Origin of the sequence: Nocardia ignorata NBRC 108230 (assembly GCF_001612905.1) — a bacterium.
GTDB classification, from domain to species: domain Bacteria; phylum Actinomycetota; class Actinomycetes; order Mycobacteriales; family Mycobacteriaceae; genus Nocardia; species Nocardia ignorata.
In genome coordinates, this window is record NZ_BDBI01000041.1 from 15,156 (window position 1) to 32,812 (window position 17,657).

Annotated in this window: 16 protein-coding genes; 12 read left to right on the top strand and 4 right to left on the bottom strand. The window is 65.9% G+C overall.

Annotation, left to right across the window (positions count from 1 at the left end; all coding sequences use genetic code 11):
- Positions 1-9 precede the first annotated feature (9 nt).
- Positions 10-1,227, bottom strand: a complete 1,218-nt coding sequence (locus NI2_RS28875; RefSeq protein ID WP_243749790.1) for a hypothetical protein — start codon at positions 1,225-1,227, stop codon at positions 10-12.
- Between the two features lie 191 nt (positions 1,228-1,418).
- Here NI2_RS28875 and NI2_RS28880 point away from each other — a divergent pair, with 191 nt between their 5' ends.
- Together NI2_RS28880 and NI2_RS28885 are read left to right on the top strand one after the other, a co-directional pair.
- Positions 1,419-1,994 (top strand): TerD family protein, encoded by a 576-nt coding sequence (locus NI2_RS28880; protein ID WP_067497229.1) that lies wholly within the window; start codon positions 1,419-1,421, stop codon positions 1,992-1,994.
- A 69-nt stretch (positions 1,995-2,063) separates the two neighbouring features.
- Positions 2,064-3,176, top strand: coding sequence for a DUF475 domain-containing protein (locus tag NI2_RS28885; protein ID WP_067497232.1), 1,113 nt, complete (start codon positions 2,064-2,066; stop codon positions 3,174-3,176).
- A gap of 57 nt (positions 3,177-3,233) precedes the next feature.
- Here NI2_RS28885 and NI2_RS28890 read toward each other — a convergent pair whose 3' ends face one another.
- The gene (locus NI2_RS28890) at positions 3,234-4,601 is read right to left on the bottom strand and encodes a glycosyltransferase family 87 protein (protein ID WP_133733884.1); all 1,368 of its coding nucleotides are present in this window, start codon (positions 4,599-4,601) and stop codon (positions 3,234-3,236) included.
- Positions 4,602-4,772: 171 nt separating this feature from the next.
- Here NI2_RS28890 and rpsF point away from each other — a divergent pair, with 171 nt between their 5' ends.
- From rpsF to dnaB, 5 genes are all read left to right on the top strand, one after another.
- Complete coding sequence (gene rpsF, locus NI2_RS28895) at positions 4,773-5,060, top strand: 30S ribosomal protein S6 (protein WP_067497234.1); 288 nt, start codon at positions 4,773-4,775, stop codon at positions 5,058-5,060.
- A gap of 83 nt (positions 5,061-5,143) precedes the next feature.
- Positions 5,144-5,701, top strand: coding sequence for a single-stranded DNA-binding protein (locus tag NI2_RS28900; protein WP_067497236.1), 558 nt, complete (start codon positions 5,144-5,146; stop codon positions 5,699-5,701).
- A gap of 32 nt (positions 5,702-5,733) precedes the next feature.
- Positions 5,734-5,985, top strand: coding sequence for a 30S ribosomal protein S18 (gene rpsR / locus NI2_RS28905; RefSeq protein ID WP_067497238.1), 252 nt, complete (start codon positions 5,734-5,736; stop codon positions 5,983-5,985).
- A 17-nt stretch (positions 5,986-6,002) separates the two neighbouring features.
- Positions 6,003-6,455, top strand: a complete 453-nt coding sequence (gene rplI / locus NI2_RS28910) for a 50S ribosomal protein L9 (RefSeq protein ID WP_067497239.1) — start codon at positions 6,003-6,005, stop codon at positions 6,453-6,455.
- Between the two features lie 588 nt (positions 6,456-7,043).
- Entirely contained in the window at positions 7,044-9,665 is a 2,622-nt protein-coding gene (gene dnaB, locus NI2_RS28915; RefSeq protein WP_067497240.1) for a replicative DNA helicase, read from the top strand.
- A 45-nt stretch (positions 9,666-9,710) separates the two neighbouring features.
- Here the strand turns inward: dnaB and NI2_RS28920 are convergent, their stop codons facing one another.
- Positions 9,711-10,187 carry a hypothetical protein gene (locus NI2_RS28920; protein ID WP_067497242.1) on the bottom strand — a complete coding sequence of 159 codons (477 nt, stop codon included), beginning with the start codon at positions 10,185-10,187 and terminating at the stop codon, positions 9,711-9,713.
- A 206-nt stretch (positions 10,188-10,393) separates the two neighbouring features.
- Here NI2_RS28920 and NI2_RS28925 point away from each other — a divergent pair, with 206 nt between their 5' ends.
- Positions 10,394-11,191, top strand: coding sequence for an alpha/beta fold hydrolase (locus tag NI2_RS28925; RefSeq protein ID WP_067497244.1), 798 nt, complete (start codon positions 10,394-10,396; stop codon positions 11,189-11,191).
- A gap of 43 nt (positions 11,192-11,234) precedes the next feature.
- Here the strand turns inward: NI2_RS28925 and NI2_RS28930 are convergent, their stop codons facing one another.
- A complete protein-coding gene (locus NI2_RS28930) occupies positions 11,235-11,936 on the bottom strand; it encodes a VTT domain-containing protein (protein WP_067497245.1) in 702 nt (233 codons plus the stop codon).
- 234 nt (positions 11,937-12,170) lie between these two features.
- Here NI2_RS28930 and NI2_RS28935 point away from each other — a divergent pair, with 234 nt between their 5' ends.
- The 4 genes from NI2_RS28935 (at position 12,171) to NI2_RS28950 (ending at position 17,621) form a co-directional block, all read left to right on the top strand.
- Positions 12,171-13,841 (top strand): cutinase family protein, encoded by a 1,671-nt coding sequence (locus NI2_RS28935; RefSeq protein WP_067497246.1) that lies wholly within the window; start codon positions 12,171-12,173, stop codon positions 13,839-13,841.
- Between the two features lie 136 nt (positions 13,842-13,977).
- Positions 13,978-14,850, top strand: coding sequence for a hypothetical protein (locus NI2_RS28940; protein WP_067497247.1), 873 nt, complete (start codon positions 13,978-13,980; stop codon positions 14,848-14,850).
- A gap of 258 nt (positions 14,851-15,108) precedes the next feature.
- Positions 15,109-16,458, top strand: coding sequence for a WS/DGAT/MGAT family O-acyltransferase (locus tag NI2_RS28945; RefSeq protein WP_067497249.1), 1,350 nt, complete (start codon positions 15,109-15,111; stop codon positions 16,456-16,458).
- 44 nt (positions 16,459-16,502) lie between these two features.
- Complete coding sequence (locus tag NI2_RS28950; RefSeq protein WP_067497251.1) at positions 16,503-17,621, top strand: NAD(P)H-dependent flavin oxidoreductase; 1,119 nt, start codon at positions 16,503-16,505, stop codon at positions 17,619-17,621.
- Positions 17,622-17,657: the final 36 nt, after the last annotated feature.

Genomic DNA, 17,657 nt, shown 5'->3' on the forward strand with positions numbered 1-17,657 from the left:
TGTGCGGTCCTAAGTGCTGTCGGTTCCTACGGTTTTTCGCATGCGATCGACCACTCCGGCGATGAACTCCGCGACGGTTCGCAGTTCAGAAACATACGCCCAATAGTCTGGATGACGACCGGTCAGTCCGGCCGTCATGCGATCGAGGCGTTCGGCTTGCGCGTCGAGCACCGAACCCCACTCGCCGACCAGCCCTCGATCGACGGCGAGCATCTGCGCGTCCCGCAGCCGGAATCGTACGGTGCGTAGCTGCGCTTCGGGGTCCGCACGTACCTCGCGCAACAGTTCGAGCCGCCGGGTGACGGCGTCGACGAGCTGTTCGGACTCGGCGAGGTGTTCGCGCGCGGTCGCTGTCAGGTCAAGGGCGGTCTCCGGGTCGCGATCGGCAGCCGCGACACGCGCGCGTACCAGCGCCGCGTCCGCGGCCTCGATACCGCGCCGGCTTTCGCGTTCATTGTTCGTCAGATCCGCCGAACTCGCAGCGTTGAACTCGCGCAACAACGCCGAGTACGCGGGGCCGAGCGCGTCGGCCCGATTGCGCACGGCCGCCAGCCGGGTGGTCACCGAGGCGATCGCGTTGGACGCGGCGTTGGCACGAGATGGTGCCTGCGCCAACACTTCCCGCAATTCCACACACGCCTGGCGAACCTCGGTCGCGACCTCCCGCGCGGCCGCGACGGCGGTACCCGGATCGACCCCAGAGGCTGTGACCAGTGCCTCACTCAATTTCCGCACGCCCGCGGCCACCGAAGGGTAGGAGACGTACTCCGATGATTCGGCCGCGGCGAGTTCCCGCTCGGCCTCGGCCCGCACCTGCGCGAGCAACTGCGGCACCGACGCCCGCACGCTCACCGCGTGCTCGAGGCCGGCCCGATGCGCGTGATAGAACTCGTCGACCCCGCGCGCGGCGGCGGCGAGCTCGCGCACCAGCGCGTCGGCCCTGGCCGGACCGTCGGCGATCGCCGTCCCCGCGGCCTCGGCGCTGTCGAGTTCGTCGGTGAAACTCAGGTAGGCGCCCGACGCGGCATAGCACCGCGCGCGCACCGGTTCCCAGACGGCGCCGATGTGGCGCTCGGGGAACACCTGCTCGCTCGCCGCCACACCCGCCTCCGCTGCCGTCTGCCTGCGATCCATATCGAGAAAGGCGGCGGCCGTCGCGGCCCGCGCCCCACTGATCCAGGCATTGTCCGGCCCCGACCTGAACCATCCGCGTCTGCGAGGTGTCACCGGCGTATCCCCTTTCCGAACCACGCAGCGGTCACCCGCCCGCTCACCCGATCGTAGGAGATTCCCCCTCGCTACCAGGGCTCTCGGTTGTTCCTACGCAAGTTCGCCGAAACCTATTACTGTCGTAGCGGTACCCGGCGATTCGGACATGCTGGGAAACGACACACCGGACTAACCGAAGGGATTCCCGCATGGGTGTCAGTCTGTCCAAGGGCGGCAATGTCTCGCTGACCAAAGAGGCCCCGAACTTGACCGCGGTCGCGGTCGGCCTCGGCTGGGACGTGCGCACCACCACCGGCACCGACTTCGACCTCGACGCCAGCGCCATCGCGACCGGCGCCGACAAGAAGGTCGTGTCCGACAAGCACTTCGTGTTCTTCAACAACCTGAAGTCCCCCGAGGGTGCCATCGAGCACGCCGGCGACAACACCACCGGTGAGGGCGAGGGCGACGACGAGGTCATCAACGTCGACCTGGCCAACACCCCGCCGACCATCGAGAGCATCTTCTTCCCGGTCTCGATCTACGACGCGGAGACCCGTCAGCAGTCGTTCGGCCAGGTGCGCAACGCCTACATCCGCGTTGTCGACCGCGCCAACGGCACCGAGCTGGCCCGCTACGACCTGTCCGAGGACGCTTCCACCGAGACGGCTATGGTCTTCGGTGAGCTGTACCGTAACGGTGCCGAATGGAAGTTCCGCGCCATCGGTCAGGGCTACGCCTCCGGTCTGGCCGGTATCGCCCGCGACTACGGCGTCAACGTCTAGTCATCATCATGAGCAGGGGGCTCCAGGTTTCGGGCCCCCTGCTCGTGTGACACAGAAAGGTCCCTCCGCGTGATAACGCGCATCTTCGGCCTGTCCATCGTCATCACGGTGCTCTCGCTGGTCGTGGCCTACCTCTACGGTGGTCTGACCGCCCTCGCACTGTGTGCGATCCTCGGCATCCTCGAGGTGTCGCTGTCGTTCGACAACGCCGTCATCAACGCCACCGTGCTGGAACGGATGAGCGAATTCTGGCAGCGGATCTTCCTGACCGTCGGCATCCTGATCGCCGTGTTCGGTATGCGTCTGGTGTTCCCGCTCGCCATCGTGTGGGCGACCGCCGGACTGAACCCGGTCGAAGCCTTCGACCTGGCACTGAACCCGCCGGCCAACGATGCCCTCACCTTCCCCGACGGCAGCCCCAGCTACGAGAAGCTGCTCACCGACGCGCATCCGCAGATCGCGGCCTTCGGCGGCATGTTCCTCGCACTGCTGTTCCTGAACTTCATCTTCGAAGAGCGCGAGATCACCTGGCTGAGCTGGCTGGAGAAGCCGCTGGCGAAGGCGGGCAAGCTCGATATGCTCTCCGTCGTCGTCGCGGGCACCGGCCTGGTGCTGGTCGCGGAGTTCCTCGCCGCCGACGACAAGCGTTCGACCGTGCTCATCGCCGGCCTGCTCGGCATGATCACCTATATCCTCGTCGACGGCCTCGGCTCGATGTTCCACACCGAGGAGCTCGAGGAAGGTCCGCAGGGCGGCCCGTCCACGCTGGTCAAGGCCACCGGTAAGGCCGCGTTCTTCCTGTTCCTCTACCTCGAGGTACTCGATGCCTCGTTCTCGTTCGACGGTGTGATCGGCGCGTTCGCCATCACCTCCGACCCGATCATCATCGCGCTTGGCCTCGGCCTGATCGGCGCGATGTTCGTCCGGTCCATCACGGTGTACCTGGTCCGCCAGGGCACGCTGGCGGACTACGTGTACCTCGAGCACGGCGCCCACTGGGCGATCGGCGCGCTGGCCACGATCCTGCTGGTCTCGATCGGTGTGCACGTCGACGAGCTCATCACCGGCCTGATCGGTGTGGCGTTCATCGGCGCGGCGCTGATCAGCTCGATCATCCGCAACCGCAAGGGCGGCGATCCCGACAACGTGGATCTCACCAAGGATGCGGCCCCGGTCGGCTGATCGGTTCTGCCTCGACGGCGGCGTTTCCCCTGTGGGACTCGCCGCCGTTGTCGTTCGCTAGGCCGGTTGCAGTGCGCGAATCTCGTGCTGTGCGCGCCCGAGCGTGCGTGACCGCGTCCACACGAACAGGAAGAACAGCACCAGCAACAGGGCGCTGCGCAGCCACACGCCGAACTGCACGATGCCCTCCATGAGATGCACGTTCTCCCCGGCGCCCAGTGCCGCGAAGTAGCGGAAAACGCCGACGCCGACCGCGATATCCGCGAGCAGATAGCCCGCGACGAGTGTCCACGGCACCTCGAGCAGCACGAGGAACGGAATTATCCACAGGGTGTATTGGGGTGAGTGCACCTTGTGGAAAAGCAGGAAACCGGCGAGCATCGCGCCGCTCACACCCACCCAGGGAAAGGCCGACGCAGGCGTCCAGCGGCGGTAACCGAGCCACAGAGCCAGCGCGAACGACGCGAAGATCAGCATCGGCGAGACCACCGAGACCATGGTGTGCCAGCTCTGCGAAGTATCGGCGGTCCGGCCGAACATCGCCTGATGACCCCAGTACCAGATCGAATTGGTCGTGATGTCGGCCTGCCGCATCTGCTGGAAGGTGATCGAGGCCCGCCAGCCCTCGACCCCCGCCAGGACGAACGGCAGATTCACCGCGACCACCGTCGCCATCGCCGCGAGCAGTGTCTGCGACGCGCCTGCCACATCGAGTTCACGCAACCGCCGCCCGTCGCGCGGCGCACCCTCGGTGAGGACGTAGAAGGCCAAGGGCAGCACGAAGATTCCGGGATAGATCTTGAGGCAGAAACCGAGCGCGAGCAGTACCCCCGCGATGATTCCCCGGGTCCGCACGGACAGACCGGTCAGCATCGTCATCACATAGACCGCCGCCACCGCCGTGCACACCACCGGCAGCTCCCAGTTGTGGAAGGCGTAGAGCACCAGCGGCGGGCCGATCGCCCACAGCAGTGCGGCCGGACCGGCCATTCGTGCCAGCATCCAAGCGGTGAGCAGGGCGAACGGGGTGAGCAGCAGCGCCGAATGCCACAGGAAGTCGGCGTCGTTGGTCGCGCCGATCGCGCCCGCCCACATCAGCAGGCCGCTCAGCACGGGGTATTCGACGGCACCGCCGGTGAGCGCGCCGTCGTCGGTGATGGCGCCGTCGACGTACGGGAAAACGTGATTGTCGATATCGCGGCCAAGCCAGAGGAACTGGATATCCGAATAACAGACGGCGGTGTCCTTGCGCTCCTCGAAGACCAGGCTGCGGCCCGATTCGTCGATCGCGCCGCCCGCGCACCGCGCCTTGTTCGCATACGCCAGGGCGAGGGTGAGCCCGCACAACAGCACGATCAGGAAGGTCAACGCCGTGGCTGTCGCCGCACGGCGTGCCGAATGCTGCTGCGGTACGGCCGTGGTCATGTCGACCACATTAAGCGGCTGTCGCCCCGGCGCCCGGCGCATACCCGCCGCGAAGATCGATTTCGTCGGCAACTACCTGCTCATGTAGCCTTGGCGGGTTGCTGACGCAACGAACCCTCCTGCCACGGAAAGTCCGTGGCCGTTTACCAGTCCACAGGAGGTGATTGGTCCGTGCGTCAATATGAAGTGATGGTCATCCTCGACCCCAGCCTGGACGAGCGCATCGTCGGGCAGTCCCTGGATAATCTGTTCTCGGTCGTGAAGACCGAGGGCGGCAAGCTCGACAAGGTCGACATCTGGGGCCGCCGTCGGCTCGCCTACGAAATCGCCAAGCAGGCCGAAGGCATCTACGCGATCGTCAACCTGACCGCGACCCCGGCCACCGTGAGCGAGCTCGACCGCCAGCTGGGCCTGAACGAGACGGTGCTGCGCACCAAGGTTCTGCGCAACGACAAGTAGTTCACCTCCTTTGTGTCGGAGCCTGGCTTTAGGCTCAGCGCAAATCCAGGATGTGGACTGCACCCCCGAGCAGGAGGAACCCCATGGCAGGCGACACGGTCATCACCGTCATCGGAAACTTGACGGCAGACCCCGAGCTTCGTTTCACGCCCGCGGGCGCAGCGGTGGCGAATTTCACCGTCGCTTCGACTCCCCGTGTGTTCGATCGCAATTCGAACGAATGGAAAGACGGCGAGGCACTGTTTCTGCGCTGCAACATCTGGCGCGAAGCAGCGGAGAACGTCGCCGAAAGCCTGACCCGAGGCGCTCGCGTGATCGTGAGCGGACGGCTCAAGCAGCGCTCCTACGAAACCCGCGAGGGTGAGAAGCGCACGGTCGTCGAGCTCGAGGTCGACGAGGTCGGCCCGTCGCTGCGGTACGCGACCGCGAAGGTCTCCAAGGCCGGTCGTGGTGGCGGAGGCGGTGGCTTCGGTGGTGGTTCCGGTAATGCCGGTGGTGGTGCAAGCGCAGGCGGCTACAACGCCAACAGTGGTGGCGGACGCCCGGCAGGTAATGCCGGCGACGACGACCCGTGGGGTAGCGCGCCCGCGGCCGGCTCCTTCGGGGGCGGCGGCCGCATGGATGACGAACCGCCGTTCTGATCGAACGGCACTCATAGTACGGAGAGAAAACCATGCCTAAAGCGCCCGCGCGCGAAAAGGTACTGAAGAAGAAGGCCTGCGCTTTCTGCAAGGAAAGCAAGTCCGGAATCGTCAATATCGATTACAAGGACACCACGCTGCTGCGTAAGTACGTCAGCGATCGCGGCAAGATCCGCGCCCGCCGCGTCACCGGCAACTGCGTGCAGCACCAGCGTGACATCGCCGTTGCCGTCAAGAACTCGCGTGAGGTGGCTCTGCTGCCTTACGTGTCGACTGCTCGCTGAGAAAGGGAGTCGGACAGATGAAGCTCATCCTCACTGCTGATGTCGACAATCTCGGCGCCCCCGGCGACCTTGTCGAGGTCAAGGACGGCTACGGCCGCAACTTCCTGCTGCCCCGCGGTCTGGCCATCCAGGCCACCCGTGGCGCCCAGAAGCAGGTCGACGGCATCCGCCGCGCCCAGGACGCCCGCAAGGTGCGCGACCTGGATCACGCCAACGAGCTGAAGCAGGCCATCGAGGGCCTGACGGGTGTCTCGCTGGCCGTGAAGACCGCCGACAGCGGCAAGCTGTTCGGTTCGGTCACCACCGCCGACGTGGCCTCGGCCATCAAGGCCGCCGGTGGCCCCGTGGTCGACAAGCGCAGCATCGAGCTGCCGAAGTCGCACATCAAGGCGACCGGCAAGCACGGCATCGTGGTGCACCTGCACCCCGATGTGGTTGCCAAGTTCGACCTCGAGGTCACTGCGAACTAGTTTCGCCGGAAACCACCCCCGTGTTGTCACGGGGGTGGTTTCTGCTGCCCTTGTCGAGGGATCTTCTCCGATAGCTGGCGAGTAGCCGAGATTCGGGTTCGTTGTGGTCGGGTAACCCGGCCCACAGTCGGCAACTGCCTGACCTCCTGTTATTCAGCCTGTGGATTACCGAGGAAACCGACCGGCAGAATTGTGACTCCGGTCATAACGTGAACGCCCGCTGTTTACCCAACACGCCCGGTTGTTCACGTACGCCGACACGCCGCAACTTCTTTAATCCACAGGGCCGAAGTCTGGTAAAGGGCGATCTATCAGGGCGTTCTACCGCACTGACCTGGGTTTTCCCCACGTTTTCCACAGGGGCTGCACAACAACAGGTGAACTACCCCCAAGTTATCCACAGTTGTGTGCACATGTCGGTTTGGCGTGGCTCGAAAACGTCGCCTAGGTTCATCGCATCGCCTCGCACGTGACCCCGGGAATCGTGCAGGGAACCGATTGCTGGCACTCGTGTCGGTGCCCGGGAGTACAACGAGTACATCGATGTGAAACCCCCGGTTCTGCGGGCAGAGAGGACGGTCGATTCTGGTGACTACCACCGGTGACCGCGCGCATACCGAGTTTCCACCCGAGCCCCCGGGCGAGGACTTCGGCCGTCAACCCCCGCACGACATGGCTGCCGAACAATCCGTCCTCGGCGGCATGCTGCTCAGCAAGGACGCCATCGCCGATGTGGTGGAGGTGCTGCGTCCCGGCGACTTCTACCGCCCCGCCCACCAGGCCGTCTACGACACCATTCTCGACCTGTACGGTCGCGGCGAACCCGCCGACCCCGTCACCGTCGCCGCCGGCCTCGACCGTCGTGGCGAGCTCAAACGCATCGGCGGCCCCGCCTATCTGGTGACGCTCACCCAGACCGTCCCCACCGCCGCCAACGCCGGCTTCTACGCCGAGATCGTCGCCGAGAAGGCCATCCTGCGCCGCCTCGTCGAAGCGGGCACCCGCATCGTCCAGTTCGGCTACGCGGGCGCCGACGGCCAGGACGTCGCCGAGGTCGTCGACCGCGCCCAGGCCGAGATCTACGAGGTCACCGAACGCCGCACCACCGAGGACTTCACCCCCCTCGAAGAACTCCTCCAGCCGACGATGGACGAAATCGACTCCATCGCCTCCCGAGGCGGAATCTCCCTCGGCGTCCCCACGGGCTTCACCGAACTGGACGAACTCACCAACGGTCTGCACCCGGGTCAGATGATCATCGTCGCCGCGCGACCAGGCGTGGGTAAGGCGCTGGCGCTCGACACCCCGCTGCCGACGCCCAGCGGGTGGACCACGATGGGTGAGGTCCGCGTGGGCGACGAATTGCTCGACGCGCAGGGGCATCCGACACGCGTCGTCGCGGCGACCGAAGTCATGACCGACCGGCCCTGCTACGAGGTCGAATTCTCCGACGGCACCGTCCTCGTCGCGGACGAACAGCACCAGTGGCTGACCGAGACCCGTGCGTCACGGCGTTCCGCGCAGGAGGCAGCCCGGGGCAGCACCAAGCGGACCTTCGCCGCGGTCCGCACCACAGCCGACATCGCGCGAACGCTGCGCTGTGACACCGCGGACCGGTGGATCAACCACTCAGTCACCAACGCCGCACCCCTGCAGCTCCCCACGAGAGACCTGCTCGTCCCGCCGTACACCCTCGGGGCATGGTTGGGCGACGGAACCGCGGCTGCCGCGCAGATCACCACCGTCGACCCCGAAATCGTCGCGCGCATCGAAGCCGAGGGCATCGTCGCGGTGCCGTCCCAGTCGGCGCGCTGGCGCTTCCAGTTGACGTTGCCCGCGGACGAGCCCGTCGCGCCGCGCGAGTGCGTGGTGTGTGGCACCGAATTCGTCCCGTTCACCAGTGAAGTTCGCACCTGCGGACGCTCCTGCGGTGGCAAGGCGCGCTTCATCTCCGCGCCCGTTCCGGCGCCCGCCTGTGCGAACTGCGGTGGCCCCTCCATCGGTCTGCGTTTGTGCCAGTCGTGCCGCAATACCGTCGGTAGTGTGCAAGCGCGCCTGCGAACACTCGGCGTCCTGGGCGACAAGCACATTCCGATGTCCTATCTGCGTGCGTCGGAAAGCCAGCGCCGAGCTCTGCTGGCCGGTCTGCTCGATACCGACGGCACCGTCACGCATGGTGGTTCGGTGCAGTTCGCGGTCACCAGTGAACGACTGTTTCGCGATGTGCAGGAACTCGTCGTCGGCCTGGGCTACCGCTGTGGTGTGGCGACCAGGCGGGTTCGCGGACGGTCGGAAGAGTCGTCGACGTGCTTCATCCTCACTTTCGCGACCGACGACGAGGTCTTCGGACTGCATCGGAAAGCATTGCTCCACAAGGAACGTCGTGCGGCTCGCAACACTGCCCGCTCGAATTCCCGCTATATCGTCGATGTGCGGCGCATCGATTCTGTTCCGGTCCGATGCGTTGAAGTCGACAATGCCGACCATCTCTACCTGGCCGGTCGCTCCATGGTTCCGACGCACAACTCGACGCTCGGCATGGATTTCATGCGTAGTTGCTCGATCAAGCACGGCATGGCCAGCGTTATTTTCTCGCTCGAAATGAGCCGGACCGAGATTGTGATGCGTCTGCTCTCGGCCGAGGCGAAGATCAAGCTGGGCGATATGCGGTCGGGCCGGATGAGTGATGACGACTGGACGAAGCTCGCGCGGCGGATGAGTGAGATCAGTGAGGCGCCGCTGTTCGTGGATGATTCGCCGAACTTGACCATGATGGAGATTCGGGCGAAGGCGCGGCGGCTCAAGCAGCGTCATGACCTGAAACTCGTTGTGGTGGACTATCTGCAGCTGATGAGCTCGGGCAAGAAGGTCGAGTCCCGACAGCAGGAAGTCTCGGAATTCTCGCGTCACCTCAAGCTGCTCGCGAAGGAACTCGAAGTTCCCGTGATCGCGATCTCCCAGCTGAACCGTGGTCCGGAACAGCGAACCGACAAGCGCCCCATGGTGTCCGACCTCCGCGAGTCCGGCTCGCTCGAGCAGGACGCCGACATGGTCATCCTACTGCACCGCCCGGACGCGTTCGAACGTGACGACCCACGCGGCGGCGAGGCCGACCTCATCGTCGGCAAGCACCGTAACGGTCCGACAGCCACGATCACCGTTGCGCACCAGCTGCATCTGAGCCGGTTCGTGGATATGGCCCGCGGCTGATCGGTTTCGGAGCGATACATTCGCGGCCTTCGCCTCGCTGACGGATCAGAACAGGATCAGTGCGGCGCACAAGCCTGCGATGGCGGTGAACTGCAGGGTGACTCGATACTTCAGGATGCTGTCCCACTTGTTTTGCAGCGCCCGGGCATCCGGCGGAATGATGCCCGATAGAGCGGCGGCGGTCTGCTGGGAATTGATCGGCTTGGCGATGCGCACGTAGAGGGCGAGCCAGGTGAATAGAGCAGCCACCGTGATTGCCGCGGCGACGGCGGCGCCCGGCTGGCCGGCCAGCAGCGCGATCAGCAGGGTGAGCACCGCGGTCACTATGCCTCCGGCGCCGATGACCGGCATGCGCTTGTCGCCGTAGTAGTGACCCCACCCCGCACTCACGGTCACCGTCGCGTCGTCGAGCTTCCGGTAGACCGAGCGCATGATCACCGCCCCGCAGACATCGGTGCCGTAGACGACGGCATTGGCGAGTACGGCGACGGTGGCGATGATCTGGCCGGTGGTAACAAGCATTTTCGGCTTCCTTCCTGGGACTTCTCGTGTGTTCCGAGGATGCTCCCCGAGGTTTGGAAGGCACTAGGAGCCGACTTGGACAGCTGTGGTGACCTAGTCATGCGCCGTGCGTGTCAGCGGGCGTGTAGGTGGGATGTCAGGGCGCTATCAGGGGACGGCGTGACAGTGGTTCTCGTAACGGCGAGAACGACTGGAAGGCGTGAGTGATGACTGCTCAGGGAATTAATCGGGCTGATGCGTGGAGCGGCATGGTCGAGGTGGACGACACCGCGTTGGCCGTGACCGACACCGGTGGCGACGGTATTCCGGTGATCTACCTGAACGGGCAGTTCGCTACCCAGGGCTACTGGAAGAAGACCATTGCCGAACTGGGTGACGGCTTCCGGCACATCACCTTCGACGAGCGGGGGCGTGGGCGGAAGTCCAAGACTTCCAAGGATTACTCGTTCGAGGCGGCGGTGCGGGATGTGGATGCCGTGCTCGCGGCCAGGGGTGTGGAGCGGGCCATTGTCGTGGCGTGGTCCTATGGCGCGGTCGTGGGAGCGCATTGGGCGCAACGGAATCCGGAGCGGACCATCGGGGCGGTGCTCGTGGACGGCGCGTTTCCGTACGACTGGCTCGACGACGCGATGGAGCAGCGGATCCGGAAACTGTTCAAGCGGCTGAACTGGGTGATGCCGTTGCTGCGGCCGACGGGGTTGACGCCGCGGTTGTCAGCGGCCGAGCAGGCCGAAAGCAATATCGAGCTCGGGAAGCTCTCGCGGGAGAGTGCGCTGGGTCCGGTGCTGGACGCGATCACAGTTCCGGTGCGGTATGTGATCGCTTCGGGGACGTCGTTCGGCAGCAAGAAGGACGAGCAGGAGAAGATCCGCAAGGGGTTGGATTCGGCTGTCGCCCGCAACGAGAACATCAAGCTCGGGGCGAAGGTGCCGAGCAATCACGGTGCGATCCTGCGGAAGGATTTTCGGGCGATCGCGGATTCGGTGCGCGAAATCGCCGGATGACGCCGACGGGGCCGGGAAGCGACGAACTTCCCGGCCGGGCCGGTCAGGAGTTGACGCGCTCGGTGGGGTCTTCGTCGGGAGAACCCTTGCGACGCATCCGCTTGACGACCTCGACGACGATCGGCAGCACGGAGACGGCGACGATGAGCAGGAAGATCAGGTCGACATTGTCGCGGACGATGGCGATCTGGCCGAGCAGGTAGCCGAGGAGGGTGACACCCGAACCCCACGCCACACCGCCGATCACGTTGTAGAGCGCGAAAGTCCGGTATCGCATGGCCGACGCGCCTGCCACGACAGGCGCGAAGGTGCGCACGATCGGAACGAAGCGGGCGAGCACGATGGTGATGGGGCCGTGCTTTTCGAAGAATTCGTGGGATTCGTCGATGTAGCGCTTCTTGAAGAACCGGGCGTCGTTGCTCTTGAACAACGCGGTCCCACCGCGCGCACCGATCACATACCCGACCTGATCGCCGAGGATCGCGGCGACGGGGATCAGCACGAGCAGCACCCCGATCGGCGCGAACGGTTCGATCTCGGTCGACTTCGACGCCGCGATCAGTCCGGCGGTGAACAGCAGGGAATCGCCGGGCAGCAGGGGGAACAGCAATCCGGACTCGATGAACACCACCAGCAGCAGCCCGGCGAGCATCCAGGTGCCGAAGGAGTTGAGCAGGTTCACCGGGTCGAGGAAGCCGGGCAGCAGCGCGAGGTGCACGGTGTCGGCCGGGAGGTGCGAGGTCATAGTCCTACCTGGGGATGACGGGTCGGTTCACGTCGTCATTGTTCCATTCGGACGCTATCACCCGGCCCGCGCCATCACCCTCACCGCGATAGCGAGCCCACATGACCACGGAAATGGGGGCATACGGTCCCGTACGCCACAGTAACGATCTTGCAGGTCGGGGCGACATGGTTCGTGACATGCGGCCCGTCGGGGGGCCTGCCCACCTGTAGGTCGTTCGAACGGGATCAACATATGAATCTGCGTGCGTTTCTCGCGAAACATCGCATCGCTTCTGCTGTTGCCGCGCCTGCGGCGTTGGGGGTCGCGGCCATCGTCGCCGCGTCGTTCGCGGTGACATCGAAGCCCGCCTCCCCCGAATACACCCTCACCACATCGGTGACCGAGTGCCGCGAGATGGTGACCATCTCGGTGGCCGGACGTAACGACACCCCCGTCGAGGGCACCACCGCCATGCTGCTCGACGCCAACGGCAACCCGCTGCCCGCCGCGCTGTCGGGCGACCACAGCAGTGTGTGGGTCGACCCGGTGGTGAACGCGCCACGTGACGATCTGGCCGAAGGCCAGTACGCGGCGGTGTACATCGCCTATCCGGCGGACATGTCGACCTACGAGGACGCGGTGAACGCGGGTGTCGCCAACACCGAGCGCGTGATGCGGGAGATCTCCGCGGCATGCCCGGACACCAAGTTCTCCATCGTCGGCTACAGCGAGGGCGCCGACGTGGTTCGCCGCGTCGCCGAGGGCATCGGCAACGACGACCCGGCGGACGGCTACGGAGTGGTCGACCCCGACGACGTGCTCGGTGTGGTGATGTTCGCCGATGCCGGCCGCGGTGCGGGTGAGGGCCCGTTCATCGGCGCCGAGGACCCGTTCGCCAACCCGGACGGTTTCGACCAGAAGTACCAGGACGGCACGAAGCCGATCTCGGGCAAGGGCGTGACCACGGGCGGCGACTTCGGCGCCCTCAACGGCAAGATCGCCTCGTTCTGCTCCGAGGGCGACCTGACTTGTGCCGCGCCGGAGAACATTTCGCTGCTGCAACTGGCCGCCAACGTGGGCAGGCAGATCAATGTCGACGATCTGCAGCGCGACGGTCTCACCCCGGCGACGGGCCAGGACATGGCGTTCACCCTCGGCCGGATCGCGATGGCCGCCTTCTCCGATATCGCTGCCAACCCCAATTGGATGGCCAGCGACGAAACCTTCCTCGACGTGCTGCTGAAGGTGTCGGACCCGGACTACAAGCCGGGTGAGACGAAGGCGCCCGCGAAGGCGGACACTATTGCGGCCGAGAAGATCTCGCCGCTGGCGTACCTGCCGCAGAAGGTGTTCAACGAGATCGTCGGGCTGATCGTCACGAACCAGAACACCATCCCGGTCGCGCTGAGCGATCCGTACCAGCTCACCCTCGGCCCCAACGGCACCGGTCATCACTTCGACTACTGGCGCGATTCCGACGCGGCCAACGGTAAGCCGCTGACCTCGGCGGAGTACGCCGCCGCCTGGCTGACACACCTGGCCAAGCAGGCGCAGGCGGGCGAGACGGTGGACGCGAAGTCGGCTCCGGAGGACTCCGATGTGACGGCCGCGCTCGCCGCGCCGACCAAGCCCGCGACCACGACCACCTCGGCGGCGCCGAGCACGTCGAAGGCGCCCGAGCCCACGTCGAGCACGTCGAAGGCGGCGACCAGCACGTCGAAGCCGACGACCACCGTCGAATCGTCGACCGTCGCACCGTCCACCACGACGGTTCCGCCGACCACCACCGAAGAGCCGGCGACCAACCAGGCCGCCGCCCCGGAAACCACCACCCAGGCGCCCGCGCCGAGCACAACGGTCGCGCCGACCACCACGGTCGCACCGACCACCACTGTCGAGCCGTCCACCACCGCGACGAACTGATCGACGCCGAAGAACCCGGTGTGACCTCGTGTCGCACCGGGTTTTTCGTGTCCGCGCCCACCGGGAACGCACCGACATCGCGGTCCGACGCGCCGATCATGGTGACTGTGACGGGCCTCGGTGCAATGATCGGCGGGTGACTCAGTGGCTCCCACTCCTCGGCTCGCTCCCCGTCGCCGGCGCAGTTCTGGTCGGCGTGATCGCCAACAACCGAACCCACCGCGATGCACTCGCGGCGGCCGACGAGCGTGGCAGGCAGGCGCTCGACGCCGCGCAACGCCACGTCGAGCTGTCGAACATGGTCGGTGACCAACGTGATCACGAGGCGTGGCGGCGCGAGGCCGTGCTCGCCGCGGTCGCTTCGATCCTGGAGACCTCGGCGTCGGTGCGGGCCGATCTGGCCAGCTGTGGAGACTGGGAACTGCTCACCGTCGACGAGATCGACAATGTGGGCGCGCAGATCCACAAGGTGATCTGGGATCGCCCGAGCGCCATGCTCACCCGGTTGCGGGTGGTGGCCCATCGCCGCATCCCGAACAAGTGCGAAGACCTGCTGCGCACGCTCACCGCCGCCCAGCACATCACCATGCAGCGCCTGAAGCTCCATATCGATGTGGAGGCGACGGTGGAGGAGCTCGAGGAGATGGCGTCGCTGTGGCAGAAGGCGATGCGTCATGCGGCCGAGCAGGAGCGGGCGCTGGTGGAGACCACCCGGATCGAACTCGGGATCGAGATCGCCTCGAAAACCGTAGGCGCGGAACCGGCTCCGGCCCCGATTCGGGTGGTTGCCGAAACCCCGTCGCCGACAGAAGATTCCGAGGAGCCCGAGTCGGAGCAGGTGACGGAGCAACTGCAGTCCGTGCCACAGCAATCCGATGGCACCCAGTCCCAACCTGAACCCTCCCCCGAGACTCAGGCGATCGCGGAATCACAGCACCCGGCCGAAAACCCGGACAACGATCCGCGCGACGCGATCGACCCACGCGAAGCCGAAACGGTCAGGGCCTGATCCTCGATCGCATGCGAGACCGACGGGCGCGCTGATTTCGCAGCTCGGTGGAACCCAGGCCTGCCCATCCGGACCGCTGTTTCCCACGACGAAGCGAAGCAGTGGTGCGCTGTGGAGTTCGGCATGGTCGCGACGTTCGGCTGACGGCACCCCGGACCACCGGGTAGCGTGGATATACGGCACGCAGGGGTGCCGTACCCGACAGCGTGGTCGATTCTGAAGTCTTTGCCATCACCTGTCCTCAGGGGGCGATCTCGCATGGATCTCATAGCGCCGTTGGATGCGCTGTTCTTGCTCGCGGAATCTCGGGAGCACCCGATGCACGTCGGGTCACTGCAACTGTTCGAACCGCCCGAGGATGCCGGGCCCGACTATCTTCGCGAACTGCGCGAAACCTTACTGGCCGACAACACCGTTCGGCCCACCTTCAGCAGGCGGCCCGCCACCTGGCTGGGTGCTCCGCAGCTGGCGTGGACCCAGGACGACCAGGTCGACCTGGATTACCACGTGCAGCACAGCGCACTGCCCGCGCCCGGCGGGATGGACCAGTTGCTCGACCACGTCTCGAGCTTGCACAGCGCGCTGCTCGACCGGCACCGCCCGATGTGGGAGATGCATTTCATCGAGGGTCTGGCCGACGGCCGCTTCGCGCTGTACGCGAAGATGCACCACGCACTGATCGACGGCGTCTCCGCACAGCGGATCATGCAGCGCACCCTCACCACCGACCCGTTCGCCACCGATGTGACGGTTCCATGGAACCTGCCACGTAAGGAGCGCACACCGCGGACCGTGCAGCCGAAGACGGGACTGCTCGGCGCGCTGTCGTCGGCGAGTTCATCGGCCGCCGCGCTGCTGAAAGCCACCAGGACCGGGCTGCTCGAGCAGCAGCTCACTCTCCCGTTCGAGGCGCCGCGCACCCTGCTCAACGTGCCGATCGGTGGCGCGCGCAAGTGCGCGGTGCGCAGCTGGTCGATGGACCGGCTCAAGCAGGTGAAGAAGGCGACCGGCACCACCCTCAACGATGTGGTGCTCGCGATGTCGGCGGGCGCGCTGCGCGCATACCTGCTGGAGCACAACGCCTTACCGGACAAGCCGCTGATCGCGATGGTTCCGGTGTCGTTGCGTGACGAGGACGACCTCGACACACAGGGCGTGAAAGTGGCTGCGCTGCTGTGCAATCTCGGTACCGATATCGAGGACCCGGCAGAACGCCTTCGGGTGGTGAGTGATTCGATGCGGCGCAACAAGCAGGTGTATCACGGGCTCGGCCCGCTGCAGACGCTCGCCGTGTCGGGTGCGGTGGTGAGCCCGATGGCGGCGATGCTGCTCCCGGGGTTCGCGTCGATGACGGCGCCGCCGTTCAACATCGTCATCTCCAATGTGCCCGGTCCGCGCGAATCGATGTACTGGAACGGCGCGCGCCTGGACGCGGTCTTCCCGCTCTCCATCCCACTGGACAGCCAGGCCGTGAACATCACCCTCACCTCCAATGCCGACAACCTCGATTTCGGCCTGGTCGGGTGCCGTCGCACCCTGCCCGACCTGCATCGATTGCTCGACCACCTGGAGGATTCGCTGTCGGCGCTGGAGGACGCGGCACTCTAGAAATTGGGCATTCTCCACCAAACTAGAACGTGTTACAGTTCGGTATGCGTACCGAATTCTGCGAACAGCTCGGCATCGAATTCCCGATCTTCGCCTTCACCCACTGCCGCGACGTCGTGGCGGCGGTGAGCAATGCGGGCGGACTCGGGGTGCTCGGCGCGGTCGGCTTCACCGCCGAACAGCTCGAGGTGGAGCTGGCTTGGCTCGATGAACACGTCAACGGCATCTACGGCGTCGACCTGGTGATCCCCTCGAAGTACGAGGGCAAGGGTGTCGACGGCCTGACTCCCGAACAGCTGGAGAAGCAACTGGCGCAGATGGTTCCGCAGGGCCATCGCGACTTCGCCCAGCAGATCCTCTCCGACCACAACGTGCCGCCGCTGCCCGACGGCGAACACCACAACGAGCTGCTCGGCTGGACCGCGACCACCGCGGGCCCGCAGGTCGACGTCATCCTGAACCATCCCAAGGCCAAGCTCGTCGCCAACGCACTCGGCACCCCGCCCGACGATGTCATCAAGCGCATCCAGGACTCCGGCCGGGTGATCGGCGCGCTGTGCGGTTCGGTGAAGCACGCGATGAACCACAAGGCCGCGGGCCTGGACTTCGTGGTGTGCCAGGGCACCGAGGGTGGCGGGCACTGCGGCGAGGTGTCCTCGCTGGTGCTGTGGCCGCAGGTGATCGAGGCGATCGGCGACACGCCGGTGCTCGCCGCCGGTGGTATCGGCAACGGCGCGCAGGTCGCGGCGGCGCTGGCGATGGGCGCGGCGGGCGCGTGGACAGGCTCGCTGTGGCTCACCGTCGAGGAGGCCAATGTGCCGCCCGCGCAGATGGAGACCTACCTCGAGGCCGACAGCCACTCCACCATCCGCTCGCGGTCGTGGACGGGCAAGCCGTGCCGCATGCTGCGCAACGACTGGACCGACGCCTGGGAGTCGACCGACACTCCCGACCCGCTGCCGATGCCGCTGCAGATGATGGTGGCCCTCGACGGCGTCAAGCGCGGACACCGCTACCCCGAGGCCGCCAAGGACGTGAACTTCAATCCGGTGGGCCAGGTGGTCGGCATGATGAACAAGGTGGAGCGCAGCGCCGACGTGATCGAGCGACTGGTGAACGAATACGTCACCGCGTGCGATCGGCTCAGCACCCTCAACTCCTGACCGTCCGGATGCCGGTAGGTTGCCGGCGCCACACCG

Coding starts and splice junctions, on each gene's coding strand:
- NI2_RS28880 (WP_067497229.1), top strand. CDS start 1,419: ATGGGTGTCAGTCTGTCCAAGGGCGGCAATGTCTCGCTGACCAAAGAG.
- NI2_RS28890 (WP_133733884.1), bottom strand. CDS start 4,601: ATGACCACGGCCGTACCGCAGCAGCATTCGGCACGCCGTGCGGCGACA.
- NI2_RS28900 (WP_067497236.1), top strand. CDS start 5,144: ATGGCAGGCGACACGGTCATCACCGTCATCGGAAACTTGACGGCAGAC.
- rpsR (WP_067497238.1), top strand. CDS start 5,734: ATGCCTAAAGCGCCCGCGCGCGAAAAGGTACTGAAGAAGAAGGCCTGC.
- rplI (WP_067497239.1), top strand. CDS start 6,003: ATGAAGCTCATCCTCACTGCTGATGTCGACAATCTCGGCGCCCCCGGC.
- NI2_RS28920 (WP_067497242.1), bottom strand. CDS start 10,187: ATGCTTGTTACCACCGGCCAGATCATCGCCACCGTCGCCGTACTCGCC.
- NI2_RS28925 (WP_067497244.1), top strand. CDS start 10,394: ATGACTGCTCAGGGAATTAATCGGGCTGATGCGTGGAGCGGCATGGTC.
- NI2_RS28930 (WP_067497245.1), bottom strand. CDS start 11,936: ATGACCTCGCACCTCCCGGCCGACACCGTGCACCTCGCGCTGCTGCCC.
- NI2_RS28935 (WP_067497246.1), top strand. CDS start 12,171: ATGAATCTGCGTGCGTTTCTCGCGAAACATCGCATCGCTTCTGCTGTT.
- NI2_RS28945 (WP_067497249.1), top strand. CDS start 15,109: ATGGATCTCATAGCGCCGTTGGATGCGCTGTTCTTGCTCGCGGAATCT.
- NI2_RS28950 (WP_067497251.1), top strand. CDS start 16,503: ATGCGTACCGAATTCTGCGAACAGCTCGGCATCGAATTCCCGATCTTC.